Origin of the sequence: Luteibacter sp., from assembly GCF_036499525.1 — a bacterium.
Lineage (GTDB): Bacteria > Pseudomonadota > Gammaproteobacteria > Xanthomonadales > Rhodanobacteraceae > Luteibacter.
Genome location: NZ_DASYDO010000025.1, coordinates 1 through 26,848, shown reverse-complemented (window position 1 = coordinate 26,848; position 26,848 = coordinate 1). Strand labels below are relative to the sequence as shown.

Below are 26,848 nucleotides of genomic sequence, written 5' to 3'. Positions count from 1 at the left end.
CGGGTCACTGCCTGGGTTCCTGCGGGGTGGGCGCCGACGAGGCCTCGGCCGGCGCCGGCTGCAAAACGGCTGGCGTCGTGGGCGGCGTCGGCTTCGCCACCGCGGGCGCGGGGCAGGTCACCGGCTTGCGCACCGCTCCGCCATTCGGCAATGCGTACACGTTGCCGAATGGCGTCATCCGGCTGGCGATGGACAGCGCATTGCCGTTGAGGCGCCAGTCGTAGATGACGGCGAAGGCCATCACACGGGCGACATACTCGCGGGTTTCCTTGTATGGAATGCTGGCCACGAAGAGGTCGGGCTCCAGGGTGCCCCGTGCTTCCACCCATTGGTCGACCTTGTTCGGGCCGGCGTTGTAGGCGGCGCTGGCGAGCCAGGGCGCGCCGCTGTAGCGGGCCGCCATCTGCGCAAGGTAACGCGTGCCCAGGACGATATTGGTTGCCGGCTCGTAGAGGCTTTCGCCGCCGCCCCAGGAAAGGCCGTTGCGCTTCGCCACCAGTGCCGCCGTGGTCGGAAGCAGCTGCATGAGGCCACGTGCGTCGGCGCCGGAGCGGGCGTCGCTCATCCAGGCACTTTCCGCGCGGATGATCGCGTACGCCCACGGCGCCTCGATGCCGGCCTGGCTGGACTGCTCCACCACGCCGTCCTGGCGCGCCAGCGGAAAGCGCTGCTCGTAAAGGCGCAGTGCATCGCCGGACGACAGCCCGAACACGGCGCGGTCGTACCAGCCCTTGCGGAAAGCGAGGTCGGCGGCAAGGCGTCTGGTGTCCGCGTCGCGGCTGGTGAGCGCCGCCGTCCATTCGCGCCGTGCGAGCTTCTGCAAGCCCACGGCATAGAGCTCGAAAGCGCGATCGAGGCCCGGATCCGAAAGCAGCGCGGCTTCGCGGGTTTCGTCCGTCGCCATGCTCGAGGGGCAGATGGCGTAAGCGGCGTCGACCCGGTCGGCGGCGAGGAAGCCGAAATAGGTGGCCTCCTGGGCCACCGCACGGTACAGCGCCTGCGCCTCGGCCTGCCGGCCGAGTTTCGCGAGTACGAACGCGCGGAAATAACGCCACTCGCCGTCGTCTTTTTGCGATTCGCCGAGTGCATCCATCGCGGCCAGCGCCGCCGTCCAGTCCTGCCGGGCGAGGGCCACGCGCACGCGCCATTCGCGGGTGGCGTCGGTCTGCGCGCCCGGGGGAAGGGCCGCGAGGCGGTCGAGCGCCGATTCGTCGAAATCCGTGGCGTGGAACAATGCCAGGGCATTCTCCACCGCGCCACGCTGCTGCTCGCTGAGAGTGAAGCGCGGCTTGAGCGATTGCCACGCGGTATCCGCGACCGTGGACTGCTTTCGCGCCATGCGCTGCAGCGCCAGGGTCAGCGCCTGGCGGTGACGGGGCGTATCCGGCCAGGTGGAGGCTTCGCGAAGGGCGCTGGCGGGGTCGTTCAGGGCCTGGCCGATGCGTTGTGCGGCGGGAGCGTCCGTCGGTGGCAGCCACGGTGCCAGGGACGCAACGGTGCCGCCCTTGCCGGCATCGGCGGCGGCGTCGATGCGCGACCACACGCGCTCGCTGGTGAGCAGTCCCTGGTCATGTGCGGCGGCGATGACGGGATCGCACGCGTCGGGCAGGCTCGGTTTTTTCCACAATGCGGCGAAGTCGCTTTCGAAAATCAGCGGCTCGTTGCGCGCGAGCTTCGCCTGCAATGCGAAACAACTCAAATTGTCGCCCAGCCCGGGCTGGTACATCGCGCTGAATGTGGTCCAGTCCTTGCGCCGGGCGAGTTCACCCAGGAAGTCGCGGCGGAGGTCGGCGGCGGGAATCAGGCCCGGATATCGCGCGAGGTAGGCGTCCACGCGCGCGCGGTCGAGCGTACGCAGATCGTGTTCCAGCGCCGCCGCCTCCAGGTAGGGAAACAGCACGTAGCTCTCCAGCCCCGTCGCCTGGGCGCGCCACGCCTCGCCACCCTGCTGCTGTGCCACGGCGTAGGCCTGGCGGAAGCGGGCACGCTCGGTATCCGTCCCCGCAGCCGTGGCGGCGGGGGCGGGGGCGGCAACGAAGCCGCTGATGGCGAGGGCGAGACAGGCCAGGGCCCGGAGGGAGCGGCGGGTGCGTCGCGGTGCCGGAGCAGCCATCATCGGGTCTTCCTTTACGAATACATACCCTGGCAATTGTAGGGAATACCGGGCGCAAGCCGGATGAACGACCCGCGCGGGAGGCATTCGCCCTCGGGGGCGCCGCCCGCTAAGCTTGCCGCGCTCACTTTCTGCTCCCGACTGGAACGGCATGACGCCCCACACCCCGTACGCGCGGTTCGCGCGCCCGCTCGCATGGATCGTCCTCGTCATCGCCGCCGCCTTTGGCGCGGCGTACTGGTGGCTGCTGGGCCGGCCGGTGGATTTGCCGGATTCGCCTACCGCGAAGATCGCCTGCGTGTCGTACGCCCCCTTCCGGTTCGACGGTGAAACACCGTTCGACCCGCACGCCTTCATTTCGCCCGAACGGATCGACGCCGACCTCAAGGTCCTGTCGACCCGGTTCGATTGCGTGCGCACGTACTCGATGAGCCAGGGGCTTGGCGCCGTGCCCGACATGGCCGGCCGCTACGGCATGAAGGTACTCATGGGCATCTGGCTGGGCCGCGACCTGGCCGCCAACGAACGCGAAGTGGAACTCGCCCTGGCGGCGGCGAAACGCGACGCGGGTAGCCTGCGCGGCATCGTCGTGGGCAACGAGGTGCTCCTGCGCCAGGAGCTGACGGAGAAGGCGCTGGCGAGCTATATCGAGCGCGTGAACGCGGCCACCGACGTGCCCGTGACCTACGCGGACGTGTGGGAGTTCTGGCAGCAGCATCCCGCCCTGGCCAAGGCCACCGATTACGTCACGATCCATATCCTGCCCTACTGGGAAGACGAGCCCGTGGCGCCGGAAAAGGCGGTCCGCCATGTGGCCGACGTGTACCAGCGGATGAAGGTCGAATTCCCCGGCAAGCAGGTGATGATCGGCGAAACGGGCTGGCCCAGCGAGGGACGCTCGCGTCGCGACGCGGGCGCCAGCCTGGTGAACGAGGCGCGCTACTTGCGCGAGTTCCTCAACTACGCCGCGACCGTGGACATGCCGTACAACCTCATCGAGGCGTTCGACCAGCCATGGAAGCGCGACCTCGAAGGTACGGTGGGCGGCTTCTGGGGCATCTTCGACGTGCAGGGCCGGCCGAAGTTCGCGATGAGCGGGTCGGTGGTCGAAGAGCCTCGCTGGTCGTGGGCCATCGCGGCGGGCGGTACCGGTGCCCTGTTCTTCCTTTTGGCCGGCGCTTTCCGCCGGCGCTGGCGCGGCGTGGCGGGATGGATATCGCTTGCGCTGTCCGGATTCGCCGCCGGCACCGCCCTGGCGGCGCACGCACGGCTGCTGTACTTCGCCTGCCGTAACCCTCTGGAGTGGGCCGTTGGCATCGCGGCCGGCATCGCCGCCGCGCTGACGGCACTCTCCCTCGCCCGCGCGATCGCCGCGCGCCTCGCGGCGCCCGTGAATCCCGCCGAGGTTGCGCCACCACCGGCCCAGCGACGCCTCTTGGGCATCGCGTGGACCGAGGTCTTCACGCCGCAGCGCTTCCTCTGGATGTTCTTCTTCGCGCTGTACGGCATCCTGATGGTCTTCAACGGACGCTACCGCGACTTTCCCATCGGCCTTTTCGCGATGCCGTGCATCGGCTTCCTGATGCTTGCCCTGCTGCACACGCGCGAAAGCCCGCTGATGCCGCTCGTGGAGGAACGCGTGCTGGCGATCTGGCTCGTGCTGCTGGGCGCCGCGGTGGTGGCGCAGGAACTCGGTGCCAACGCCGTCGCATGGGGCTGGTTGTTGCTCAACCTCACACTGGCCCTGCCGGTGCTGCTGGCGTGGCGCCGGGCCGGATCTGTCCGGTAGGGGCGCGCCTTGCGCGTGACAGCTTTTCGCGAGGAGCAACAGGCCTGCCATGTAGTCGCGAAAGGCTGTCACGCGCAGGGCGCGCTCCTACCCGAAGGCAGGTGGGCTCAGGCGGCGGCGGTCTTTGGCCGGTCGAACTGCACGCGCACGAGGCGTAGCGTGCCGACCAGCAGCGCCAGCGCGCCGCCTTCATAACAGTACAACTGCAATGCCACGACGCCGAGGCACACGGCGAGCGTGGCGGCGAACGCATGTCGCCAGAATAGCGCCAGCAGCGCTGCGAGCACGGCCGCATAACCGTAGCCGTTGTCGAGGAAACCCCGAACGATGGCATTGCGCAGGCCGCACCACCACGCTGCCGCTTGCGCATCGCAGGCATGCGCCATGTACGGCGGTTCGATGAATGCGTAACGCGTGAGGACGGCTGCCAGGGCGACGGCGACGATGATGCCCCAGGGCAGGGCGATGTGCAGGTTCGATTTCATGGTCGTGTCGGTGCCTGGTCCATGGTTGCCGCGCCCAAGGCTCGTGCGAGGGACAATGGCAGGCGGATCTCCGCGGCCAGGGGCAGGTGGTCGGAGAACGCGCGGGGCAACGTCCACATCCGGTCGAGTTTGATGTCGGCGGAGGTGAGGATGTGGTCGAGTGCGCGTCGCGGATTCCAGCTCGGAAAGGTCGGTGTCGCCACCGTCGGCGGCTGCAGGGCCGTCCGGTCGAACAGGTGGCGCATTTCCGCGCTAGCCGGCTCGGTATTCAGGTCGCCCATCAGCACGGCATGCGGATATGGCGCGAGCAGTTCGGCGATGAAGGCGAGCTGGCCCATGCGTGCGGCGGCCCCCAGCGAAAGGTGCGCGATGACCACCACCAGCGCATCCGTGCCGTCGCCGAAGCGGACGAGCAGCGCGCCGCGACCCTTGATCCGGCCGGGCAACGGGTAGTCGATGACTTCGCTCGGTTCGATACGGCTCAGCAGGCCGTTGGCGGAATGCGCCACGCGGGCCATCGGCCGGTTCGGCTGGTGGCTCCAGTACGGCATGCCGGATGCCTCGGCGATGTATCGGGTCTGGTTGAGGAAGCCGGAGCGCAGGCTTCCCGCATCCGCTTCCTGCAAGCCGACAAGGTCGAACTCGTGGAGCAGTTCGGCCAGCGAATCAAGGTTGGCCAGCTTGGATCGGCCGGGCAGCACGGCGTTGACGCTGCGGGTGACGTAATCGCTGTAACGCTGGACGCTCGCGCCGGCGAGGATATTGCAGCTCAGCAGGCGCAGCGTGCGCTCCGGAGCGGTTGAATGGTTCGGCGTGGCGCGGGTCATGGATGCGGCATCGGTTCTCGGCTGGCCCATGGGAGCCAGAGGATGCCCCCCGTCACGTGAACGGGGGGCATCGATGGAGGCTTACTTGCTGCCCTTCAGTTCCCGGTCCACCAGGTACTTCACGACGCCGTTGAGCTGGTCGAAGTCCTTGATCTGGTTGCTGCGGTACTTGCCGTCGACGACGATCGTGGGCGTGCCGTCGATGCCCCAGGCCTGGACCAGCTTGCCGTCGGCGAGGATGCGCTGGCGAATACCCTCGTCCTTCGTCGCCAGTTCGATGAACTTCGTCTTGTCGACGTGATAGTTCATGGCGTACCAGCCAGCCAATTCCTCGATGGTGTGAATCGGGTAATGGTCGGTGTGGATCGCCTTGAACAGCGCAGCATGGGCCTGATTCGCCACGCCCAGTTTCTGCGCCGCGTAGTAGGCCTGCGCGTAGGGCAGCCATGCATCATTGAAGGCGGCCGGAACCACCCGGAACGTTACGCCCCTGGGCAATTCCTTTTGCAGCGTTTCCGCATACGACTCGTAGTGCGCGCAGTGGATGCATCCATACGAGAACACTTCAACGACCTCGACCTTCCCGTCCTTCGGGTCGAGACGCTGCGGCGTGGTGGTGGCCACGTACTCCTGGCCTTCGGTAAACGACGGTGCGGCCGCATCGGCCGCGGGGCGCGCACTGCATGCGGCGGTCAGCGCGAGGCCGACGAAAAGGAGCGAAAGGCGCTTGAACATGGAGATCTCCGGCTGGGGTCGAATCGCGGTCACTTGCCCGCGGCTTCCTTGGTGACGAGCCACTGGGTGAGCTCGACCGCCTGCGGATATCCGCCGGCGCTGATCGGGGTGAGACGGTATTTGCCGTTCACGACGATCGTAGGCGTGCTATCGACCTCGTAGGCGCGGATCAGTTCATCGGCGCGCTTCATCTTGGTGTTGATCGTGAAGGAACTGGCGGTGCCGACGAATTCCTCCGGCTTCACGCCGAACTTCGCGTAGAACTTCGCGACGTCGTCGATAGTCGGCCAGGCCGAAGGCGCCTTCGGCTTGGCTGCCTTCTGATCCATGATGCCCAGTTCACCGCTTTTGAACACCGCGTCGAACATGGCGTCGTGGCTCTGCTTGTCCACGCCGAAGGCCTGGGCCGTGAGGTAGGCGCGTTGCAGCAACGGCCAGTTCTCGTCCGGGCGGAACGCGGCCGGGGTGTACGTCATCACCGTGCCCTTGGGCAGGTTCCTGGCCAGTTCGTCCACGATGCCGTGGAACTGGAAGCAGGCCGGGCAGCCGTACGAGAACACCTCGGTGACCTCGATTTTGCCTGGCGTGCTGGTCGGCTGGGCGGGATCGATGCGGAAGTAGTGCTTGCCCTCGACCCACTTGCCCTCGTCCACGAAGGGCTTGGGCGCCGGGCGATTGTCGTCGGCATCCGCGGCCGGGGCAGGCGTCGCGACGGCGGTGGCGGCATCGGTAGCCGGCGCAGCTGCCGTGGCGGTCGAAGCGGCGGCAGGCGCGGGCGTGGGCGCCGCCGGAGCAGTGGGAGCCGTGGCGGCGGTCGACGCCGCGGCCGGGGTATTGGCGGCGGTATCGTTGGTGCCGCCACCGCAGGCGGCAAGCGCGATCAGGGCGGCGCAGAGGAGGGGAAGGCGCATATGCATGGGGGTCCTTTTCTTACCTTCTTAAACAGGAACGGGCCCGAAGGCCCGTTCGATCTCTTCAGAGTACCCTTAACTTTAACGCCTCAGGGCGTCGCCGGCGCAGCAGAAGCCGGTTCGTTCGTGTGCAGGCCCTCGAGATAGCTCGCCACCGCGGCGATGTCCTTGTCGTCGAGCTTCTGCGCGATGCTGGCCATGATCCTGGTGTGAGCGTCGTCGCTCTGCGGGCCATTGTCGTGCCAGCCCTTCAGGCGCGCCTCGACGTACTTGGCGTGCTGGCTGGTGAGTTGCGGGTAGTGCGCGCCCGGGTTACCGCGGCCGTCCGGGCCGTGGCAGGCCATGCAGGCCGGGATGCCGCGGTCGAGGTCGCCCTGGCGGTAAAGCGTCTGGCCCTGCTCGACCAGCGCCTGGTCGGCCACGCCGGGCAGGGAGGTCTTCGTGGCGAAGTAGGCGCCGATGTCGTGCATGTCCTGCTCGGACAGCGGCTGCGCGAAGCCCATCATGATCGGACTCATGCGCTTGCCCGATTTGAAGTTGGCCAGCTGGGCGGCGATGTACTGCTCACTCTGCCCCGCAAGCCGCGGGTACTGCGGATCGGCGGAATTGCCATCCATGCCGTGGCAGGCGCCGCAGACCGCGGCCTTGCCCTGCCCGGTGGTGGCATCGCCGGGCTTGAGCGCGGCGGTGGCTTCGGCACCGGCGGGTGCCACGGGCGTCGCGGCCTGCGGCATGCCCGGAGTGGCCGGGTCCGACGCGGGATTCGCAACGGGTTTCGCGGCAACGGTGGCGGCCGGAGCCGGCGCGGATGCCGGCTTCGCGGGGGCGGCGGTCTGGGCCGCGGCTGCATTCATGACAAGCAACGCGGTAATGGCAGCGGCGGCGTGCCGAAACTTCATAAGTCTCTCCAAAGGGAACCTTCCGGACCGTGGGCGCGCACCCTGCCGCGCCTCAACCAAAAGATTATGGCGGGCGCAGGAGAGCCCGGTCAAACCGCGTCACTGCGCGCGGCGGTACTCGATCGCATACACTCCCGAACCTTCGCTTCCTCGCGCCCTGCGGCCCCCTAGCCATGTCTTCCAATCCCTTGAACAGCGCGCGCTTCGTGCTGGCCGCGAATGAAATCACCCAGCTTCCCTACGATCAGGGGGCGGAGGTGGCCTTTGCCGGCCGGTCCAACGCGGGCAAGTCCAGCGCGTTGAATGCGCTCACGGGGCACAACGGCCTGGCACGCACCTCGAAGACGCCGGGCCGCACGCAGCTGATGGTGGTGTTCGACCTGTCGCCGCTGAAAGTGGAGGGTGCGGCGCCGATCGACACCCGCCTGGTGGACCTGCCCGGCTACGGTTACGCGAAGGTGCCCGAGGCGATGCGCCAGCATTGGCGCGGCGAGATCGACGCTTATCTCAAGATCCGCCGCAGCCTGCGCGGCATCGTACTGATCGTGGACATTCGCCACGAACTGAAGGACTTCGACCGCACGATGCTGGAGTTCTGCGCGGCCACGGAGTTGCCGTGCCACGTGCTGATGACCAAGTCGGACAAGGTCTCGCGGGGCGAGGCCTCGAAAGCGCTGGAAGCGCTTCGCAAGGATTTTCGAACGAACAGCGTGCCGGGCACGGCGCAGATTTTTTCATCCACCGCGAAAACCGGCGTGGAAGAGGCGCGTGCGCGGGTCATGGAACTGCTGGGCACACCGCGCCCGCACGAACTCTGACGCTACCCCAATCGTAGGAGCGCGCCCTGCGCGCGACATGTCTTGAGGCAGTGACCCGGAGCTGGCGCGCGAGGATGGGGACAGGGGCGAAAACATGTCGCGCGCAGGGCGCGCTCCTACCGTGAAGGCCGGAACGTCAGCCCAGGGTCGCCATGAACGCGCGGCACATCGCTTCCATGCCCTTGCGATCCTCGTCGTCGAAGCGCGCTACCGACGGGCTGTCCACGTCCCACACGCCGAACAGGCTGCCGTCGGCCTTCACCAGCGGCACCACGATTTCGGAATTCGACGCCGAATCGCAGGCGATGTGCCCCGCGAACTCGTGCACGTCGCGGACCACCTGGGTTTCGCGCGTCTGCGCCGCCGTGCCGCAGACGCCGCGCCCGAGCGCGATGCGGATGCAGGCTGGCTTGCCCTGGAACGGACCAACGACCAGCTCCGTGCCGTCGAACAGGTAGAAACCTGCCCAATTGAGGTCGGGAACGGCATCGTAGACGAGCGCGGCGAAGTTGGCGGCATTGGCGATGACGTTCGTCTCGCCATGCATGAGGCCCTCGGCCTGCTGGGCCAGTTCGGCGTAGAGGGTTGCCTTGTCGCCGGTGGCGATGGCCTTGGCTTCGAACATGGCGGTTCCGGCGCGATTCGTAGACAGAAGCCGTGTATGGTGCCACGTCCCCGCTTCCGCAAGGCCGCGCACCCATGTCGAAACACCTCTTCGTGGCCGGTACCGATACCGGTATCGGCAAGACCCACGGCGCCCAGGCGCTGGTTCATGCGTTCCGCCAGGCGGGCGAGCGCGTGGCCGGCATGAAGCCGATCGCCAGCGGCTCAGGGCGCGGACGCGGAGGCGGCATGCGCAACCAGGATGCGCTCGACCTGCAGGCGGCCAGCTCGTCGCCGCCGGATTACGACCTGGTCAATCCGATCGCACTCGAAGAGGCGGTAGCGCCGCACCTCGCCGCCGCGCGTTCCGGCAAAGTCATTGACTGGCCTCCGCTGGACGCGGCATTCGAGGCGTTGACGGCGGATTACGAGCGCGTGGTGGTCGAGGGCGTGGGCGGCTGGCTCGTGCCACTCGGCAGCGGCATGTCGATGGAGGACATTCCCATGCGCTGGAACCTGGGCGTGGTGATGGTGGTGGGCATCCGGCTCGGCTGCATCAGCCACGCGCGGCTCACCGCGCGAGCCATCGAGGCCGACGGCTGCCGCTTCGCCGGATGGATCGCGAACATCGTGGAACCGACCATGCCGCTGCTGGAGGAAAACATCGCCACCTTGCGCGAATGCCTGCCCGCGCCATGCCTTGGCGTACTGCCCCATCGCGTCGCGCCAGCCTCCGCCGCCATACTGCTCGACCTCGCGATGCTTGCCTGACGGCGTGTTCACGCCTTCCGCTTTAACTAGGACGCCATGACGACTTACTACTTATCCGTAAAGGACCTGGGCAAGGCGAGAGGCCCGGACAAAGATATCTCCTTCGAAGGCCTTGATCCGGTCAGTCTTGCCTCGGCCATCGCCGATGCGATGCGCAGCGACGACCTGTTCAAGCGTTGGCGAGCCAAGCAGCCGGAACCGGACGAGGTGGACCCCTCGCTGGGCGTGACGGACGGGGGCGCCTCGGCCAGCGGGGAGCTTTCCAGCGATCGCACCGACGTGCAGCTGACCACCACGCTGCCGATGCGCATCGTGAAGCACCGGCTGAACCTCCTGATCGGGTCGAGCTGGGAGCTCCGCGATACCCGCTGACCGGTAGGAGCGCACCCTGTGCGCGACAGCTTTTCGCGAGACATGAGGGCTGGCGCGAAAAGCTGTCGCGTACAGGGTGCGCTCCTACCGAAAGTTACAGGCCTGACCTGTGGCTGTTGTCCCGGCCTGGCCTCGCCGCTAGAGTCGGGGCCTTTCAACGCCCAGGGGACAGTCAGTGCCGAAGCTCCGCATGCTCGTGATCGCAACATCGATCGCCCTCACCGCCGCCTGCTCGTCGTCCAACGACGCCGACAAGATGGCCCCGGCCCCCTCCGGCAGCGCTCCCGCTACACCGGCCACCGCTGGCACGGCACAGGCATCCCACGTGAACCCGTTACTTACCCCAAGCCCGCTGCCGTTCCAGGCCCCGCCCTTCGACAAGATCGTGGATGCCGACTTCCAGCCCGCGCTGGACGAAGGCATGAAGCAGCAGCTGAGCGAGATCGAGGCGATCGCCAACGCGCCCGAAGCGCCGACCTTCGAGAACACCATCGTCGCGATGGAGAAGTCCGGCGTGCTGCTGAAGCGCGTGGAGGCCGCGTTCAGCGCCCTCACCGGCGCCAACACGAACGACACGCTGCAGAAGGTCGAGGAAGAGGAATCGCCGAAACTTGCCGCGCATAGCGATGCGATTTACCTCAACGACAATCTGTTCAAGCGCGTGGAAACGCTCTACGACAAGCGCGATTCGCTGAACCTCGATCCGGAATCCGCACGCCTGCTCGAAGTCACCTACAAGGACTTCGTCCACGAAGGCGCGAAGCTCTCCCAGGCCGACAAGGACAAGCTGAAGGAGATCAACAAGGAAGAATCGACGCTCAGCACGAAGTTCACCAACCAGCTGCTCGCCGCGACCAAGGCCGGCGCACTGGTGGTCGACAATCCGAAGGCGCTCGACGGCTTGCCGGAGGCCGATATCCAGGCGGCCGCGCTGGCCGCGAAGGACCGCAAGCTGGACGGCAAGTATGTCGTCACCCTGCAGAACACCACGCAGCAGCCGGCCCTGCAGGCGTTGAACGATCGCGCCACGCGCGAGAAGCTGTTCAAGGCCTCGTGGGAGCGCGCCGAACACGGCGACGCGAACGACACCCGCGAGATCGTCACGCGCATCGCCCAGCTGCGCGCTGATCGCGCGAAGCTGCTCGGCTTCCCGAACTATGCCGCGTGGAAGCTCGACGACCAGATGGCCAAGACGCCGGACGCCGCCGAGAAGTTCATGGAGCGCCTCGTGCCCGCCGCCGTGGCTCGCGCCAAGGCCGAATCGTCCGATATCCAGAAGGCCATCGACGCGGAGAACGCCGGCTTCCAGGTCCAGGCCTGGGATTGGGACCACTACGCCGAGAAGGTGCGCAAGGCCAAATACGATCTCGACGAGTCGCAGATCAAGCCGTACTTCGAGCTGGACAACGTGCTGCAGAACGGCGTGTTCTACGCGGCCAACCAGCTCTACGGGATCACCTTCAAGGAGCGCAAGGACATCCCCACGTGGCAGCCGGACATGCGCGTGTTCGAGGTATTCGACAAGGACGGCACGTCCATGGCGCTGTTCTATTGCGATTACTTCAAGCGCGATAACAAGGGCGGCGGCGCGTGGATGAGCAATCTCGTCGACCAGTCGAAGCTGTTCGGCACGAAGCCGGTGGTGTTCAACGTCACCAACTTCACGAAGCCGGCTTCGGGCCAGCCAGCGCTGCTGTCGTTCGACGACGTGACCACCATGTTCCATGAGTTCGGCCATGCGTTGCACGGCATGTTCGCCAACTCGCAGTACCCGTCGCTCTCCGGCGCCAACACCGCGCGCGATTTCGTCGAGTTCCCGTCGCAGTTCAATGAGCAGTGGGCCACCGATCCGAAGGTGTTCGCGCACTACGCCACGCACTACAAGACGGGCGAGCCGATGCCGGCCGAACTGGTCGCGAAGATCAAGAAAGCGAAGAGTTTCAACCAGGGCTACGCCATGAGCGAACTGATCTCGGCGGCGCTCCTGGACATGCGCTGGCACATGCTCCCCGCGGGTGGTCCGAAGCAGGACGTGGACGCGTTCGAGGCCGATGCGTTGAAACAGGCGGGCTTCACCCTTCCGCAGGTGCCGTCGCGCTATCGCTCCAGCTACTTCCAGCACATCTGGGGTAACGGCTATGCCGCAGGTTATTACGCGTACCTGTGGACGCAGATGCTCGATTCCGATGCCTTCGAGTGGTTCAAGGAACACGGTGGACTGACCCGCGAGAACGGCCAGATCTTCCGCGACAAGATCCTCTCGCGCGGCAACACTGTCGAGTTGGGCAAGCTCTATCGTGACTTCCGGGGCAAGGACCCGAGCATCGAGCCGATGCTGAAGGATCGCGGCCTGAAGTAGGAGCGCGCCTGCGCGCGACATCTTTTCGCCGACCCTGGGAGCTGGCGCGCCAGCTCCGGGAATGCCATGAAAAGATGTCGCGCGCAGGGCACGCTCCTACAAAATCAGGGCGCCAGTTCGATATGACTGAGCTTGAGGTTGCCTCCGCGCCACACGATGCCCTGGACTTCTTCCAGTGGCGGCGCGCGGTACTCGATGGTGTGGTGTAGCCGGCTTCCCTCTTGGGTTCGCAGGGGCTTGGGCCGGTGCAGCGTGAATGCCTGCACTTCCGCCAACGTCGTATGCCTCAGCAGGCCGATGTGCGCGTCGGCCGTCCTGCTGTCCACCTCGACATGGAACGTCACGTACTGGTAGGCATGACGGAACAGCAGCTGGCACGCACTGCGCAATCGCGGCTTGCCTTCATTCACGGCAGTGAGCGCGAATCCGTCGTCGACATCGACGATGACCAGGGGTTCTTCCCCCGTGATCACGAGGATTTCGCCCAGGTCGTGCGTGCTGTTCGCCGCGAGTGTTCGGGACGGCGCGTGGTCGAAGCGTTCGGTATAGGGTGCCGTGGCCGTGGCTCCCTTCCCCTCGGAGAGCGTGGACAGTATGTCCCTGGGCGGTGCGTGCAACGTCATGTCGCGTTCCTCCTTGTATGAAGCTTCCTTCCTGGATCGTCTTCACCAGAGCATAGGTGAAGAAGGGCAATCCGCCACGGATATGAAAAAGCCCCTTCCCGCGAAAGGGAAGGGGCTTGGCGCCGGCGTGCCGGAAACGCGCTGCATTTGCCGGTTGCCGCTATCCGTTGGATATGCGTCGCCGATAACGCATGTAGAGGCGCTTCATGAGGTAGAGCACCTGGCCGGCGAAGCCCTTGTCCTGGGCCTGGAGGAGCTTGCCGTTCTCCTCGTAGAGCATCTTCATCTGGCTGTCTCGCGAGCCGATCAGGCCGTGCAGGGTGGACACGTCCGCGTCGCTCAGGGTGTGGCCGGCGACGAAGTGCGACGGAAGCTGCTGGTTCACGTAGTGCGTGGTATGTCGGCCGGCCGTTTCTTCGGCGGCGCGCTCCTTCGTATAGAAGTACAACGCGATCGATTTGCGCGAGAGCCCTGGGCGATCCTGGGGAAGCGTGATCTGCCGGAAGCCGTGCCAGCTGTGCTCGGTGGTTTCGAAGATCACGCAGCGGTTGAACAGGGGCATGACGCTTACCGCCGGTTCCGGCTCTGCGTACGGATCGCGATACAGGTCCAGCAGGCCACCCCAGCTTTCCTCCCATTCGTGGTTGAGGTACACAATGAGGTTCAGGCGGCGATGCCAGCGCTCGCTGGGGTGGTAGTTGAAGTCGATGTGCGCGCTGAGCGGCTGGCCATCGCGGTTTTCATGCGTACCGCCGCCGAGGTAGAAGGGATCGTAGAGCAGCCCTTCGATGCCGGTGATCCGGCCGACATAGTCAAGGAAGGCGGGAGTCTGGATCACGTCGTCGAGCTGGCGATAAGCGGGGCCCAGTCGCGCCATGGCGTCGACGGTCGATTTGTTGCCCGCGTGGCCGTCGTCGCCGATGTAGTTGCCACGCTCGAAGGCGGGGAACTCACGGAGCAGCTCGTCGATGTAAGCGCGCTCGAAGAAATCGTCGATGACGACGTGGCGGAAAGGCTGCGCATCGGCGAACGCGCGTGCGTGGTTGTCCACGTTCGCGCGAACCGCGGGACTGACGATGGTTTCGTGACTCACGTTGGAGGTTCCGGCCCTGAACACTTCGGACATTTTAGAGCACAAAGGGGGGCGTTACGCACTATTGGTGATCGCTCGCTTGTGCGAGTCGCCATGGCATCGATATTTGGGCACCGAGGGCCCGACACCTCTCCCGATCACTGAGGTGCCGGACCCGGCGAGCAAAAAGGTCGCTATCCCGACACAGCACGAGCAGAGGGACCTGCAGGAGTCTCTGCGGGCGGCCGCAGGCGTAAGAGGTGCTCCTGTTCCTCGCGCTTGCGCTTATCCTCCCGCCATTGATGCTCGTACTCATCCCATTCCTTCATCCTTTCCGGATCATCGTTCCGCGCCTTCTCGTAGTATGCGTGGAGCTTCGAGAGCGTTGCCTTGTCGGAGCATCGATCGGAGTCGAGCAATGGAAAGCCGTTCGAATAGACGATACGTCGCCCCGTTTGATTCGATTCGTTCCAGTACATGCTGTCGAAGGAGGACGTGGCGTCGTAGACGATGGTTTCGCCGAGGAGGTTGCCTGTGCTCGCCTCATATGCGCGCTTGAACATTGGATAATCCCAAGAGTTGCCGAGTGGGATAGGACTAGCCTCTGGGTCCGGATGCGGGATACGGTGAAGAATCGACGGCAGTACCCAGAATGGGCTATAGGTATCGACGCGAATGCAACCATCAGGGCTCAACTCTGACGATTCAAGTGTTGCTAAAGTGCGTTCCCACCAGTTGGAAGCTTGGTAGAAGCACAAGCTGCCGACTACCGCGATCACGGCCAACGTGCCTTTCGGGTTCATGGTTCCATGTCCCGGTCAGTGGGAGGATCTAGCTCCAAAGTCATGTCGACAGGCTCCCACACGACATCGGAGTAGACGATGAAGTCGCCGCCGAGCCCTGTTACTCGCCTGTAGCTCTCGAAATCATGATTGAAGACATGACTTACCGGTTCCTTGCCCAGGTGCGAGATCACGCCGTGCGACGTCAACGGCAGGGGAGGTTGGATCGAGTGCAGGACGCCTGTCTTTGTCCATGTACCAAGGAACTGGAAGCCGTTGAAATCATAGGTGTCGCGGATGTAATAGCCCGCGTGCGTGGCCCGAATCGTTACCCGTTGACTGCGTGGGTCGCGCTTTGCCTCTCCAATCAGCGCAACCTTCAATGTAGCCATGCCGAGACTCCCATACATATCGTCTAGTGGGTCTGAGAATCCGCCAAACTCTCGGGCGTTCGACTGATGGAGTCCGTCCAATCGGAAAGCAGAGTAGGTCTGACTGCCGAAGATGCTCCAATCAGGAGACAATTGAATCTTCGCCGTTTTCGTTCTCAATTCCTTTCGTGCTGGTTCGTTTGCCATGGCTGTACGCAGCTCGTCCATCATGGATCGAAGGCGTTGATATGATCTGGCCCAGCTCATGCGCACGGTGTTTTGATCTATTTGCGTAAACGATGGCATGAGATTCGGCGAGGTTTTTCGCTTCTTCCAGTCCGTCGGAAGAACCCAGGCAGGTGTTTGCAGCCATCGCTCCATCAACTGCGCTGAAACCGTCCAGCCCATGCGGCGCATCGCCGTAGGGATGGACTTGATGAGCTCGACGGTCTCGGCATCCTCGCGGGACCAGTGATTCCCATACATGGTGTTACTCCTTGTCGTTGGCTGCGCCATCTCGGCGGTTGCTTGGCATGGTAGTCGGAAGATGGGGTTGAAGAAAGCTGGTTTAGCATGCGACAGACTAGAAAGACGCGGTGGATTTCGTGCGCATTTCATGACGCATGTGAGTTCCCATGAACACATCCCGTACAAGCGACCGAATGTCCATTTTTCTCATCGGTGGTCGGAGGCATGACGAGCGAAACGGTCAAGCGCCGCCATGGCTGGTCGAAGTGCAGCGCGAGATGTGCCAGCGTCCAGTCGTCCGGGGCACCCGGCACCATGCCGGAAGCCAGGTCATCGTTATCCTCCGCCGGGCGGACCACGGCCACCCCTCCCAAGGGAAGCTCCACCCGGAAATGATCCAGGATGAGCGGATTGCCCGGCAGGATTTCCTGCGCCGGAAGATGGTCGAAGCTCTCGCCGGGGTTTTGCGCGGCGGAAGCGGGGGAGGCAAGAATGACCATCGATGCGATGGCCACGGCTTCGCTTGACGCTGTCGCGACGACGGTGCGTGTCGCGACAGCCGGCGAGCGTATCCCGTCACCGGATGACGGAATGCACGAGAGGAATGCCATCCATTTAAAGTGTGACCCGCGTCCAATTAAAGGAGCCGCAATAAAAAGTTCTTCACGCACTGCGGAGAGTTTTCCGGGCTCGGCTCCGCCATCGTGTTGGGCTTGTACATCGTGGCGTCCGGCGAGGAGGAGCCGGGGTGGGCCCCTCTGCGCTCAAACAGCGTTCGCACAGCGAACGAACTCGCTCAGAGGGACCCACCCCGGTACCTCTCCGAACACAGAGGCACCTTGCGGGCGAGCGAAAGGTCGCTATTCCTGCATGGCAGAAGAAGACGGGCGTGGAGTAGCCTCCACAGACGGCCGCACGCGTAAGAGGTGTTCCTTTTCCTCATGCTTGCGTTCCTCCTCCTGCCACTGACGCTCGTACTCATCCCATTCCTTCATCCGCGCTGGGTATTCGCTACGCCTTTGCTCACGGTATGCATCGAGCTTCAATAGCGTTGCTTTGTCGGCACAGCGATCCGAATCGACCAGCGGGAAGCCACCCGACGTGACGATTCGACGGCCCGAATCATTTGGTTTATTCCAATAAATGCCGCTGAAGGCAAGAGCGGCGTCATAGACGATGGTTTCTCCGAGGAGGTTACCTGTGCTCACCTCGTATGCGCGCTTGAACATCGGATAACCCCACGAGTTGCCTAGTGAGATAGGGTTTGCCTCTGGGTCCGGATGCGGGATACGGTGAAGAATCGACGGCAGTACCCAGAATGGACTATGGGTATCGACACGCATGCAACCGTCGGGGCTAAGTTCCGACGATTCAAGTGTGGCGAAAGCACGCTCCCACCAGTTGGACGCCTGATAGAGGCACATGCTGCCGACTACCGCGGCGACAGCAAATATGCCGCTCCGTTTCACCGGATCGCACCCGTTCTCTTCGGTGGATCCAGTTCAAAGGTCATGCCCACGGGTTCCCATAGAACATCGGAATAGATGATGAAGTCCCCGCCGAATCCCGTCGCACGTCTATAGGTCTCGAAGTCATGGTTGAACACATGACTTACTGGCTCTTTGCCCAGGCGCTGGATCACACCGTGGGATGTCAAGGGTAGAGGAGGCTGAATTGAACCTAGGACACCGGTCTTTGTCCACGCGCCGAGAAACTGGAAGCCGTTGAAATCATAGGTGTCACGAATGTAATAGCCCGCATGAGTGGCCCGAATCGTTACTCGTTGGCTAAGAGGATCGCGCTTTGCCTCTCCAATCAAGGCAACTTTCAGGGTGGCCATACCGAGGCTTCCATACATATCGTCCAGCGGGTCCGAGGGCCCACCAAACGCTCGGGAATTGGATTGGTGCGATTGATCCAATCGAAAGGCCGAATAGGTTCGATTGCCGAAGCTGGTCCAGTCAGATGTCAGTTGTATATCGGCTGTTTTTAGGCTCAGTTCGTCCTGTGCCGGCTTGTTTGCCATCACCGAACGAAGTTGTTCCATCATGGCTCGAAGGCGTTGATATGACATGGCCTAACTCATACGCACGGTGTTTTGGTCCATCTGTGTGAACGAAGGCATGAGCGTCGGAGCGGTTTTCTGTTCTTTCCACTCGATTGGAAGAACCCAGGCAGGCGCTTGCAACCACCGCTCCATCAACTGCGCTGAAACCGTCCACCCCATCCGGCGCATCGTCGTCGGGATGGATTTGATCATCTCGACGGTCTCGGCATCCTCGCGGGATCGTGGATTCCCATACATGGTGTTGCTCCTTGTCGTTGGCCGCGCCATCTTGGCAGTCGGTCCGCATGGTAGTCGGAAGACGTGGTCGACGAAAGTTAGTTAGCGTCCGACATGATGAAAAAACGCGGTGTATTTCGTGCGCATTTGATGACATGCGGGAGTTCTCATGAACATATCCCGTACAAGCGACAGGATGTCCGTTTTTCTCAAACGCGTGTCACCGAAATCCGTGTTGAAATCCGTCGCGCGCCAAGTGCGTGCACGAACATCACTTACAGCGTCATCAAGGAATTCGATGAAAAGCATCTACCTGAAACTGAGCGGCCCCGACATCAAAGGCGAATCGTCCGACAAGGATCACAGCGGCTGGATCGAGCTGAGTTCCTGGCAGCATCACCTGTTTCAGCCGACGTGCCCCGTTGCCTCCACCTCGGGCGGTCACGCCGTGGAGCGCACCCAGCACGGCGCCTTGACCGTCATCAAGGAAATGGACTCATCAAGCCCAATGCTCTTTCAGGCCCTGTCCGGGGGTACCACCTTCCAATCGGCGCAGATGGATCTATACCGCAGTGCCGGTGACGGCAAACGCGTCAAGTATCTTGAGATTCAACTGAAGAACGTAATGATTTCGCAGATCGGCATGGGCGGCGACGGCTCGCTACCGACCGAGACCATCGCGCTGAAGTACGCCGCGATCCAGTGGAAGTACCAGAAGCAGAATATCGATGGGGGGATGGGCGGCGTCACTTTAGGAGTGTGGAGCCTGAGCAAGAACGACAAGACGTTTGTCGCCTGACGCCATGTCGAAGGCGCGGCGCCTCCTGCCGCATGCCATGGTGTGCAAGTCCCTGCGATGGCGCAGCCGAGCCCTACCGGGCGGCTCCTTAGAGCGCGAAGAAATGAAAAAGGCCACACCCTCACGGGTGCGGCCTCTGCTTTACCTATGCGAATTACACGTATGCGAGTTTACTCGCCGATCGTCAGCAGCGAGGCGTTGCCGCCCGCGGCCGTGGTGTTGATCGTGAGCGTGCGCTCGCCGGCGAAACGGAGCAGGTAGTGCGGGCCGCCCGCCTTCGGGCCGGTGCCCGAAAGGCCTTCGCCGCCGAACGGCTGTGCGCCGACCACCGCGCCGATCTGGTTGCGGTTGACGTAGCAGTTGCCCACACGCGCACGGCTCTGGATGAACTCGATGGTGTCGTCGATGCGGCTGTGTACGCCCAGCGTGAGGCCGAAGCCCGTGCCGTTGATCTGGTCGATCACCTTTTCCAGTTCCGAGCCCTTCCAACGGATCACGTGAAGCACGGGACCGAAGATTTCACGAGTGAGGATTTCCAGCGACGGGATCTCGTACGCGCGCGGTGCGAAGAAGGTGCCATTCGCAGTTGCCTCCGGCATCGGCACTTCGGCGATCTTCTTCGCTTCGCGATCCATGCGCGCGGCATGGTCGACGAGGATCTTGAGCGCGTCTTCGTCGATCACAGGGCCCACGTCGGTGGAGAGCAGGCCGGGATCGCCCACCTTCAGCTCGGCCATGGCGCCGGCGAGCATGCCGATGACCTTGTCGGCGATGTCTTCCTGCACGAACAGCACGCGCGCGGCGGAACAGCGCTGCCCGGCGGACTGGAAGGCGGAGGCGATCACGTCCTTCACGATCTGCTCGGGCAGGGCGGAGGAGTCGGCGATCATCGCGTTCTGGCCACCGGTCTCCGCCACCAGGGCGGCGATCGGGGCATTACGCGCGGCGAGCGCGCGGTTGATCGCCCAGGCCGTTTCGGTGGAGCCGGTGAAGGCCACGCCCGACACGCGCGGGTCGCGGGTGAGTGCCGCGCCGACCGTGGCGCCATCGCCCGGCAGGTACTGGAGCACGTCGGTCGGCACGCCGGCCGCGTGCAGCAGCTTCACGGCTTCGTAGCCGATCAGCGAGGTCTGCTCCGCGGGCTTGGCGATCACCGAGTTGCCGGCGGCGAGCGCGGCGGCCACCTGGCCCAGGAAAATCGCCAGCGGGAAGTTCCACGGGCTGATGCAGACGAACACGCCGCGGCCGTTGAGGAACAGCTGGTTGCTTTCGCCGGTGGGACCCGGAAGCTGCTCCGGCTGGCCGAACAGACGGCGGGCCATCGTCGCGTAATAACGCAGGAAGTCGGCCGCCTCGCGGATCTCGGCGATGGCATCCGGCAGGCTCTTGCCCGCTTCGCGCACGCACAGCGCGATGAACTCGGCGCGGTTATGTTCCAACTGCTCGGCAGCATGCTCGAGGATGGCGGCGCGGCTGGCCGCCGGAAGGCGATCCCAGCCCGGCTGCGCCTTCACGGCGGCGGCCAGTGCCTTGTCGACCATGCCGGCGTCCGCGTTCTCCACCGTGCCGACGATCCGGCGGCGGTCGGAGGGATCGGTCACCTCGACCTTCGTGCCGCCGCCGGCGCCGCCGGAGACCAGCGGAACGGCGTTCCACGGGCCGCTGTGGCGGTTCACGGCATCGGCGAGTTCGTTGAGCTCGTTGTCGTTAGCGAAGTTCATGCCCATGGAGTTCTTCCGAAGTTCACCGTAGAGATTGACTGGCAGGGGGATGCGGGGATGGGGGATCGAGGCGAAGGAGCGAACGATCTCGCACGGGTCGGCGACCAGATCGCGTACCGGCACGCTCTCGTCCACCACGCGATTGACGAAACTCGTGTTTGCGCCGTTCTCGAGCAGGCGGCGTACCAGGTAAGGAAGCAGGTCTTCATGGCTGCCCACCGGCGCATACACGCGGCAAGGCACGTTGAGCTTGTCCTTGCCGATCACTTCCGCGTAGAGGTCGGCGCCCATGCCGTGCAGGCGCTGGTTCTCGTACGGGTGGCCCTGCGCGATGTGGTGGATCGCGGCGATGGTGTGTGCGTTGTGCGTGGCGAACTGCGGGTAGACGGCGTCCGGGCCGGCAGCGAAGAGGCGGCGTGCGCAGGCCAGGTAGGAAACGTCGGTGTTCGGCTTGCGCGTATACACCGGGTAGCCCGGCAGGCCATTTTCCTGGGCGCGCTTTACCTCGGCGTCCCAATACGCGCCCTTCACCAGGCGCACGAACCAGCGGCGGCCGGTGGCGCGGGCCTTCTCGGTCACCCAGTCGATGATGAAGGGCGCGCGCTTCTGGTAGGCCTGGATGACGATGCCGAGGCCGTTCCAGCCTTCCAGCGAGGGATGCTCGAAAACGTCGCCGATGATGTCGAGCGACAATTCGAGGCGATCGGCTTCCTCGGCGTCTACCGACAGCGCGATGCCATTCCGGAACGCCAGCTGCGAGAGCTCGAGCAGCTTCGCGCCGAGTTCCGCGCGGGCACGGGAGCGGTTGCCCACCTCGTAGCGCGGGTGCAGCGCGGAAAGCTTGACCGAGATCGACGGCGCTTCCAGGTTGCTGGGAAAGGGGCCGCGCGCGCCGAGGGCATTGATGGCGTCGCGGTAATCCTGCTGGTAGCGCTCCGCGGTTTCCTGGGTGAGCGCCGACTCGCCGAGCATGTCGTACGAGTAGCGATAGACCGCGTGCTCTTTTTCATTGGAGCGGTCCAGCGCTTCCTTGATGGTGCGGCCCATGACGAACTGGTGGCCCATGATCCGCATGGCCTGGCGTACGGCCAGGCGCACCACCGGCTCGCCCGCGCGGCCAACCAGACGGCGCAGGGCGGAGGTGAAGTCGTGGCGGGTTTCCTCGGCCAGGTTCACCAGGTGACCGGTGAGCATCAGGCCCCAGGTGGACGCATTGACGAACAGCGACTCGCTCTGGCCCAGGTGCTTCTTCCAGTCAGCCTCGCCGAGCTTGTCGCGGATGAGCTTATCCGCCGTGGCTTTGTCGGGAATGCGCAGCAGCGCCTCGGCCACACACATCAGCAGCACGCCTTCCTCGGAGGAAAGGTCGTACTGGCGCATGAAGGATTCGACGGCGCTCTGGTCCTTGGCCCGTGCGCGCACGCGCGTGACCAGGCCGGCGGCGACGTCGATGACGTGCTCGCGTTCGGTCGGGGGCAGGGTGGCCTGGGCCAGCAGGTCGTTGACGGCCTCGGTTTCGTCGCGCAGCCAGGCGGCCGTGATGCGCGCACGCGCCGGTTCGGCGCCGGTCGGAAGTTCGGGACGGAGGATGGTCGGGTTCACTTGGGTGTTCGGGGCGAGGGAGACCGCTCATTGTAGGGGAGCAGAGGCCTTCGTGTGTTATTGCGACACCGCGTGGCACAAGGCCCCGGCCCCCGGTGCGACAACGCGCCGCCTTCCAACCTTGCCGCTTCCTGACTAGCGCCCTATCATCCCAATGTTCCAGGCACGCCGGGCTCCCATGATCGTGCTTCGACCGACCGCCGCGGGTCAGCCGCGCGTGTTGTGGCTACGGCCCAACCGTGCGCTGGATAAGCGCGGTCTGCGTCGTTTGATCGTGGGCCTTGCGGCGATGACCCTGGCGACGGCGTCACTCGGTGCGTGGCAGGGGAATGTATTCGCCCCCGTCTTCGCACTGATCGAAGCCTTCGTCGTGGGGTTCGCGCTTGGCGCGGCCTGGCGGGCCGGCGACAGGGGTGAACGTATCGCGATCGGGCCGGATATGCTGGAGGTACGTGCCGTGCCGGGACACCGGACGGTCCGCTTCCAGACGTATTGGGTACGGATCGGACTGGCGCCGGGTAACGGACGGCAGCGGTTGTTGCTCACGTCGCACGGCAACGAGCTCGAAATCGGGGCTTTCCTTGGGGAAGAGGAAAGGACCGAGGTGTCAAGGAAACTCATGGTGCTGCTGTCCGAAGTCTCTGGCCAGACGCGCAGGTAGGTTCAACAAAGGTGCAAGACATGACATCTGGCGGCATCGGACGATCTTTATCGGCGTGGGCGGCGGGCGCCTTCGCGCTGTTCGGAGGGGCGGCTTGGGCCAACCCGGAACCGAATCAGCTGAACATGACCAAGGGAGCGGCCGAATGGTCGCCCTATGCCATGCACATGGTGGCCCTCTGGGTCTGCGTGGTGATCGGCATCGTCGTCTTCGGCGCCATGTTCATCGCGATGTTCCGCTTCCGTAAGTCGCGCGGCGCCGTGGCCGAGAAGTGGTCGCACAGCACGAAGCTCGAGGTGATCTGGACGGTTCTGCCCGTCATCATCCTGATCTTCCTCGCGCACCTCGCCACCGGCGGCCTTACCTCGTTCGCCGACACCACGAACTCCGAGATGACCATCAAGGTCACCGGTTATCAGTGGAAGTGGCGCTACGACTATGTCGACTACAAGGGCAAGGGCGTCGACAAGGTCGGCTTCATGTCCAAGCTGGAAGAAACCTCCAACCGCACCCGCCAGCTGAAGTCCAACCTCGACCCGGGGAAGATCCAGGTCGACGGCTACCAGACCTATCTGCTGGACGTGGACAAGCCCCTCGTCCTGCCGACCAACACGAAGATCCGCTTCGTCATCGTCGGCGGCGACGTCATCCACTCGTGGTGGGTGCCGGCGCTGGGCTGGAAGATAGACGCCATCCCGGGCATCGCCAATTCGGCCTGGACCAATATCAAGGAGCCTGGCGTCTACCGCGGCCAGTGTGCCGAACTTTGCGGCCAGGACCACGGTTTCATGCCGATCGTGGTGAAGGCCGTTCCCAAGGCCGAATTCGAACAGTGGCTGGCCACGCAGGAAGACGAGGCCAGGTTGCAGAAGGCCGCGCAGACCGCCCAGGCCGCCCCCGCCCCGGCCCCCCAGGGTTAACTCGCACGTTTAGGTAGAGGTAAGGCCATGGCGCACGCAGCCACCCACGAGCACCACGATCACCATGGAGCCCCCAAGGGGTTCTTCCAGCGATGGGTGATGTCCACGAACCACAAGGACATCGGCACGCTGTACCTGATCTTCTCGCTGACGATGTTCTTCATCGGCGGCGCCTTCGCGATGGTTATCCGCGCGGAGTTGTTCAAGCCGGGCTTGCAGCTCGTGCAGCCGTATTTCTTCAATGAAATGACGACGATGCACGCGCTGGTGATGATCTTCGGCGCGATCATGCCCTCCTTCGTGGGTCTCGCGAACTGGATGATCCCCCTGATGGTCGGCGCGCCGGACATGGCCTTGCCGCGCATGAACAACCTGTCGTTCTGGATCCTCCCGTTCGCCTTCATCATGCTGCTGTCCACCCTGTTCATGCCGGGTGGCGGTCCTGCCAGCGGCTGGACGATGTATCCCCCGCTGTCGCTGCAGGGCGAGTCGGTGGCTTACGTGATCTTAGCGATCCACCTGCTGGGCATCAGTTCGATCATGGGCGCGATCAACATCATCGCCACCATCCTCAACATGCGCGCGCCGGGCATGGACCTGCTGAAGATGCCGGTGTTCGTGTGGAGCTGGCTGATCACGGCATTCCTGCTGATCGCAGTGATGCCGGTGCTCGCCGGTGCGGTCACCATGCTGTTGACCGACAAGTACTTCGGCACCAACTTCTTCAATGCCGCCGGCGGCGGTGACCCGGTGCTGTTCCAGCACATTTTCTGGTTCTTCGGGCATCCCGAGGTTTACATCATGATCCTGCCGGCGTTCGGGATCATCTCGGAGATCATTCCCACCTTCGCCCGCAAGCCGATTTTCGGCTATCGCGCGATGGTGTTCGCAATCGCCTCCATCGCCTTCCTCTCGTTCATCGTCTGGGCCCACCACATGTTCGCCGTGGGCCTGCCGATGGGTGCGGAGATCTTCTTCATGTACGCCACGATGCTGATCGCGGTGCCTACGGGCGTGAAGGTGTTCAACTGGGTGTCCACGATGTGGGGCGGCTCGATGACCTTCGAGACCCCTATGCTGTTCTCGATCGCCTTCGTGATCCTGTTCACCATCGGTGGCTTCTCGGGCCTCATGCTCGCCCTGGCCCCGGCCGACTTCCAGTACCACGACACCTACTTCGTGGTGGCGCACTTCCACTACGTGCTGGTGACCGGCGCCGCCTTCGCCATCATGGCCGCCGCGTATTACTGGCTGCCGAAGTGGTCGGGCAACATGTACAACGAGACCTGGGGCAAGATCCATTTCTGGTCCAGCGTCATCTCGGTCAACGTGTTGTTCTTCCCGCAGCACTTCCTGGGCCTGGCCGGCATGCCGCGCCGCATCCCGGATTACAACGTGGCCTTCGCGAACTTCAACATGGTCAGCTCCATCGGCGGCTTCTGGTTCGGCGCCTCGCAGCTGATCTTCCTGGGCGTGATCGTGCACTGCGTGTACTTCTCGAAGAAGAAGGCCGCCGATCGCTCGTGGGAAGGCGCCAAGGGCCTCGAGTGGACCGTGCCGTCGCCGGCACCGTTCCACACCTTCGACGTGCCGCCGGTCATTCATGACGACGAGCTCGCCCACGGCAATACGGAACACTGACGGATGCAAGGCATGACCGACGTCGAATTCGAGGCGCGCCGCAAGCGCGCCCGCCGCACCGCCCTCTATGCGGGCGGGTTCGCGGTGGCCGTGTTCGTGCTCTCGATCGTGCAGATGCTGAAGGTCTGACCGGTTCAAACAAGATATCCACGGGAAACCACCATGGGTCACCAGCAACAAGACGTCTATTTCGTACCAAGCAAGAGTTACTGGCCGATCGTGGCCGCGATCTCCATGTTCGTCACCGTTTACGGTGCCGCGCACTGGCTGAACGCGCAGCCGGGCGAGGGCGGTATCGGCAAGCCGCTCTTCTGGGTCGGCATCGCCATGATCCTGGGCATGTTCTTCGGCTGGTTCCGCTCGGTGATCAACGAGTCGCTGGCCGGTAGCTACAACGGCCAGGTGGACCGCTCGTTCCGCATGGGCATGATGTGGTTCATCTTCTCCGAAGTCATGTTCTTCGGTGCCTTCTTCGGCGCGCTGTTCTACACGCGCGTGTTCTCGGTGCCCTGGCTGGGTGGCGAGGGCCACGGCGTGCTCACCCATCAGTTCATCTGGGAAAATTACAACGCGGCCTGGGGTGCGGCCGGTGGCGGCGGCCCCGAGGCGATCGGCGGTTCGTTCCAGACCATCGCGGCGTGGGGCCTCCCACTGCTCAACACGCTGATCCTGCTGTCCTCCGGCGTGACCATCACCATCGCGCACCATGCGCTGAAGGCGGGCCACCGCAAGGCGCTGCTGATCGGCCTGGGCGCCACGGTGCTGCTGGGCTGCCTGTTCCTGTGGTTCCAGGCGCACGAATACGCGGAAGCGTACGAGCACTTCAACCTCACACTGGGCAGCGGCGTGTACGGCGCCACGTTCTTCATGCTCACGGGCTTCCACGGCATGCACGTGACCCTGGGCACGATCATGCTGGCGATCATCTGGGTTCGCAGCGCGAAGGGCCACTTCACGAAGGACGACCACTTCGGCTTCGAAGCCGTGGCGTGGTACTGGCACTTCGTCGATGTGGTCTGGCTGGCGCTGTTCCTCTTCGTCTACGTGCTCTGATCCGAAAGAACCCGCCGCGAGGCGGGTTTTTTTTACGTGCGCCCGGCAGGGCGCACCTGCTAGGAGGTGAAAGTCCTCTACCCACCCGGCAAGGGGAAGGGTTAGCCAGAGGCAAGGGCGATTCGGGTGACTGGTCGTCTGAAGGAAGCCCGAGGCAAAACGCTGGCCT

Annotated in this window: 24 protein-coding genes and 1 pseudogene; 10 read left to right on the top strand and 15 right to left on the bottom strand. The window is 64.2% G+C overall.

From position 1 onward, the window contains the following. Positions 1-4: 4 nt before the first annotated feature. The gene (locus VGM71_RS04990) at positions 5-2,116 is read right to left on the bottom strand and encodes a transglycosylase SLT domain-containing protein (protein WP_331542716.1); all 2,112 of its coding nucleotides are present in this window, start codon (positions 2,114-2,116) and stop codon (positions 5-7) included. A 148-nt stretch (positions 2,117-2,264) separates the two neighbouring features. Here VGM71_RS04990 and VGM71_RS04985 point away from each other — a divergent pair, with 148 nt between their 5' ends. Then, positions 2,265-3,902 carry a glycoside hydrolase family 17 gene (locus tag VGM71_RS04985; RefSeq protein ID WP_331542715.1) on the top strand — a complete coding sequence of 546 codons (1,638 nt, stop codon included), beginning with the start codon at positions 2,265-2,267 and terminating at the stop codon, positions 3,900-3,902. A 107-nt stretch (positions 3,903-4,009) separates the two neighbouring features. Here the strand turns inward: VGM71_RS04985 and VGM71_RS04980 are convergent, their stop codons facing one another. From VGM71_RS04980 to VGM71_RS04960, 5 genes are all read right to left on the bottom strand, one after another. Continuing rightward, positions 4,010-4,387 (bottom strand): hypothetical protein, encoded by a 378-nt coding sequence (locus VGM71_RS04980; protein ID WP_331542714.1) that lies wholly within the window; start codon positions 4,385-4,387, stop codon positions 4,010-4,012. After that, on the bottom strand, positions 4,384-5,214 hold the full coding sequence (locus VGM71_RS04975) for an endonuclease/exonuclease/phosphatase family protein (protein WP_331542750.1): 831 nt from the start codon (positions 5,212-5,214) through the stop codon (positions 4,384-4,386). The genes VGM71_RS04980 and VGM71_RS04975 overlap by 4 nt, the downstream gene beginning before the upstream one ends. A gap of 81 nt (positions 5,215-5,295) precedes the next feature. Next, positions 5,296-5,949, bottom strand: a complete 654-nt coding sequence (locus tag VGM71_RS04970) for a thiol:disulfide interchange protein DsbA/DsbL (RefSeq protein ID WP_331542713.1) — start codon at positions 5,947-5,949, stop codon at positions 5,296-5,298. Positions 5,950-5,978: 29 nt separating this feature from the next. Next, a complete protein-coding gene (locus VGM71_RS04965) occupies positions 5,979-6,860 on the bottom strand; it encodes a thiol:disulfide interchange protein DsbA/DsbL (protein ID WP_331542712.1) in 882 nt (293 codons plus the stop codon). 89 nt (positions 6,861-6,949) lie between these two features. Then, entirely contained in the window at positions 6,950-7,759 is an 810-nt protein-coding gene (locus VGM71_RS04960) for a c-type cytochrome (protein WP_331542711.1), read from the bottom strand. Positions 7,760-7,932: 173 nt separating this feature from the next. Between VGM71_RS04960 and yihA the strand changes: the two genes are divergently transcribed. Further along, positions 7,933-8,577 (top strand): ribosome biogenesis GTP-binding protein YihA/YsxC, encoded by a 645-nt coding sequence (yihA, locus tag VGM71_RS04955; protein WP_331542710.1) that lies wholly within the window; start codon positions 7,933-7,935, stop codon positions 8,575-8,577. Between the two features lie 136 nt (positions 8,578-8,713). Here the strand turns inward: yihA and VGM71_RS04950 are convergent, their stop codons facing one another. Further along, positions 8,714-9,202 carry a GAF domain-containing protein gene (locus VGM71_RS04950; RefSeq protein WP_331542709.1) on the bottom strand — a complete coding sequence of 163 codons (489 nt, stop codon included), beginning with the start codon at positions 9,200-9,202 and terminating at the stop codon, positions 8,714-8,716. A gap of 74 nt (positions 9,203-9,276) precedes the next feature. Between VGM71_RS04950 and bioD the strand changes: the two genes are divergently transcribed. The 3 genes from bioD to dcp all read left to right on the top strand — a co-directional run bounded on the left by bioD (position 9,277) and on the right by dcp (position 12,682). Beyond that, positions 9,277-9,951, top strand: a complete 675-nt coding sequence (gene bioD, locus VGM71_RS04945) for a dethiobiotin synthase (protein ID WP_331542708.1) — start codon at positions 9,277-9,279, stop codon at positions 9,949-9,951. Positions 9,952-9,987: 36 nt separating this feature from the next. Beyond that, the gene (locus tag VGM71_RS04940) at positions 9,988-10,323 is read left to right on the top strand and encodes a hypothetical protein (protein WP_331542707.1); all 336 of its coding nucleotides are present in this window, start codon (positions 9,988-9,990) and stop codon (positions 10,321-10,323) included. Positions 10,324-10,498: 175 nt separating this feature from the next. Continuing rightward, positions 10,499-12,682 (top strand): peptidyl-dipeptidase Dcp, encoded by a 2,184-nt coding sequence (gene dcp / locus VGM71_RS04935; RefSeq protein WP_414675089.1) that lies wholly within the window; start codon positions 10,499-10,501, stop codon positions 12,680-12,682. 104 nt (positions 12,683-12,786) lie between these two features. On the opposite strand, the gene VGM71_RS04930 is transcribed toward dcp, so the two are convergent. From VGM71_RS04930 to VGM71_RS04900, 7 genes and pseudogenes are all read right to left on the bottom strand, one after another. After that, positions 12,787-13,305 carry a hypothetical protein gene (locus VGM71_RS04930; RefSeq protein WP_331542706.1) on the bottom strand — a complete coding sequence of 173 codons (519 nt, stop codon included), beginning with the start codon at positions 13,303-13,305 and terminating at the stop codon, positions 12,787-12,789. Between the two features lie 160 nt (positions 13,306-13,465). Beyond that, complete coding sequence (locus VGM71_RS04925; RefSeq protein WP_331542705.1) at positions 13,466-14,398, bottom strand: 2OG-Fe(II) oxygenase; 933 nt, start codon at positions 14,396-14,398, stop codon at positions 13,466-13,468. Positions 14,399-14,571: 173 nt separating this feature from the next. Further along, on the bottom strand, positions 14,572-15,180 hold the full coding sequence (locus VGM71_RS04920) for a hypothetical protein (RefSeq protein WP_331542704.1): 609 nt from the start codon (positions 15,178-15,180) through the stop codon (positions 14,572-14,574). Continuing rightward, complete coding sequence (locus tag VGM71_RS04915; RefSeq protein WP_331542703.1) at positions 15,177-16,016, bottom strand: DUF6402 family protein; 840 nt, start codon at positions 16,014-16,016, stop codon at positions 15,177-15,179. Before VGM71_RS04915 ends, VGM71_RS04920 begins: the two co-directional genes overlap by 4 nt. A 128-nt stretch (positions 16,017-16,144) precedes the next feature. Then, complete coding sequence (locus VGM71_RS04910) at positions 16,145-16,669, bottom strand: hypothetical protein (protein WP_331542702.1); 525 nt, start codon at positions 16,667-16,669, stop codon at positions 16,145-16,147. Positions 16,670-16,858: 189 nt separating this feature from the next. After that, on the bottom strand, positions 16,859-17,341 hold the full coding sequence (locus VGM71_RS04905; protein WP_331542701.1) for a hypothetical protein: 483 nt from the start codon (positions 17,339-17,341) through the stop codon (positions 16,859-16,861). Positions 17,342-17,463: 122 nt separating this feature from the next. Next, a pseudogene (locus VGM71_RS04900) lies at positions 17,464-18,258 on the bottom strand (DUF6402 family protein). Positions 18,259-18,580: 322 nt separating this feature from the next. Here VGM71_RS04900 and VGM71_RS04895 point away from each other — a divergent pair. Beyond that, positions 18,581-19,081: a type VI secretion system tube protein Hcp gene (locus tag VGM71_RS04895; RefSeq protein WP_331542700.1), complete on the top strand. Its 501-nt coding sequence runs from the start codon at positions 18,581-18,583 to the stop codon at positions 19,079-19,081. A gap of 170 nt (positions 19,082-19,251) precedes the next feature. Here VGM71_RS04895 and putA read toward each other — a convergent pair whose 3' ends face one another. Next, the gene (putA, locus tag VGM71_RS04890; protein ID WP_331542699.1) at positions 19,252-22,404 is read right to left on the bottom strand and encodes a bifunctional proline dehydrogenase/L-glutamate gamma-semialdehyde dehydrogenase PutA; all 3,153 of its coding nucleotides are present in this window, start codon (positions 22,402-22,404) and stop codon (positions 19,252-19,254) included. A 178-nt stretch (positions 22,405-22,582) separates the two neighbouring features. Between putA and VGM71_RS04885 the strand changes: the two genes are divergently transcribed. The 4 genes from VGM71_RS04885 (at position 22,583) to VGM71_RS04870 (ending at position 26,679) form a co-directional block, all read left to right on the top strand. Continuing rightward, entirely contained in the window at positions 22,583-23,065 is a 483-nt protein-coding gene (locus VGM71_RS04885; protein ID WP_331542698.1) for a DUF2244 domain-containing protein, read from the top strand. 20 nt (positions 23,066-23,085) lie between these two features. Further along, the gene (gene coxB, locus VGM71_RS04880) at positions 23,086-23,985 is read left to right on the top strand and encodes a cytochrome c oxidase subunit II (protein ID WP_331542697.1); all 900 of its coding nucleotides are present in this window, start codon (positions 23,086-23,088) and stop codon (positions 23,983-23,985) included. Positions 23,986-24,012: 27 nt separating this feature from the next. Next, the gene (gene ctaD / locus VGM71_RS04875; protein ID WP_331542696.1) at positions 24,013-25,626 is read left to right on the top strand and encodes a cytochrome c oxidase subunit I; all 1,614 of its coding nucleotides are present in this window, start codon (positions 24,013-24,015) and stop codon (positions 25,624-25,626) included. Positions 25,627-25,788: 162 nt separating this feature from the next. Beyond that, on the top strand, positions 25,789-26,679 hold the full coding sequence (locus tag VGM71_RS04870; RefSeq protein WP_331542695.1) for a cytochrome c oxidase subunit 3: 891 nt from the start codon (positions 25,789-25,791) through the stop codon (positions 26,677-26,679). Positions 26,680-26,848: the final 169 nt, after the last annotated feature.

Coding starts and splice junctions, on each gene's coding strand:
- VGM71_RS04990 (WP_331542716.1), bottom strand. CDS start 2,116: ATGATGGCTGCTCCGGCACCGCGACGCACCCGCCGCTCCCTCCGGGCC.
- VGM71_RS04985 (WP_331542715.1), top strand. CDS start 2,265: ATGACGCCCCACACCCCGTACGCGCGGTTCGCGCGCCCGCTCGCATGG.
- VGM71_RS04980 (WP_331542714.1), bottom strand. CDS start 4,387: ATGAAATCGAACCTGCACATCGCCCTGCCCTGGGGCATCATCGTCGCC.
- VGM71_RS04975 (WP_331542750.1), bottom strand. CDS start 5,214: ATGACCCGCGCCACGCCGAACCATTCAACCGCTCCGGAGCGCACGCTG.
- VGM71_RS04970 (WP_331542713.1), bottom strand. CDS start 5,949: ATGTTCAAGCGCCTTTCGCTCCTTTTCGTCGGCCTCGCGCTGACCGCC.
- VGM71_RS04965 (WP_331542712.1), bottom strand. CDS start 6,860: ATGCGCCTTCCCCTCCTCTGCGCCGCCCTGATCGCGCTTGCCGCCTGC.
- VGM71_RS04960 (WP_331542711.1), bottom strand. CDS start 7,759: ATGAAGTTTCGGCACGCCGCCGCTGCCATTACCGCGTTGCTTGTCATG.
- yihA (WP_331542710.1), top strand. CDS start 7,933: ATGTCTTCCAATCCCTTGAACAGCGCGCGCTTCGTGCTGGCCGCGAAT.
- VGM71_RS04950 (WP_331542709.1), bottom strand. CDS start 9,202: ATGTTCGAAGCCAAGGCCATCGCCACCGGCGACAAGGCAACCCTCTAC.
- bioD (WP_331542708.1), top strand. CDS start 9,277: ATGTCGAAACACCTCTTCGTGGCCGGTACCGATACCGGTATCGGCAAG.
- VGM71_RS04940 (WP_331542707.1), top strand. CDS start 9,988: ATGACGACTTACTACTTATCCGTAAAGGACCTGGGCAAGGCGAGAGGC.
- VGM71_RS04930 (WP_331542706.1), bottom strand. CDS start 13,305: ATGACGTTGCACGCACCGCCCAGGGACATACTGTCCACGCTCTCCGAG.
- VGM71_RS04920 (WP_331542704.1), bottom strand. CDS start 15,180: ATGAACCCGAAAGGCACGTTGGCCGTGATCGCGGTAGTCGGCAGCTTG.
- VGM71_RS04915 (WP_331542703.1), bottom strand. CDS start 16,016: ATGTATGGGAATCACTGGTCCCGCGAGGATGCCGAGACCGTCGAGCTC.
- VGM71_RS04905 (WP_331542701.1), bottom strand. CDS start 17,341: ATGCGTGTCGATACCCATAGTCCATTCTGGGTACTGCCGTCGATTCTT.
- VGM71_RS04895 (WP_331542700.1), top strand. CDS start 18,581: ATGAAAAGCATCTACCTGAAACTGAGCGGCCCCGACATCAAAGGCGAA.
- VGM71_RS04885 (WP_331542698.1), top strand. CDS start 22,583: ATGATCGTGCTTCGACCGACCGCCGCGGGTCAGCCGCGCGTGTTGTGG.
- coxB (WP_331542697.1), top strand. CDS start 23,086: ATGACATCTGGCGGCATCGGACGATCTTTATCGGCGTGGGCGGCGGGC.
- ctaD (WP_331542696.1), top strand. CDS start 24,013: ATGGCGCACGCAGCCACCCACGAGCACCACGATCACCATGGAGCCCCC.
- VGM71_RS04870 (WP_331542695.1), top strand. CDS start 25,789: ATGGGTCACCAGCAACAAGACGTCTATTTCGTACCAAGCAAGAGTTAC.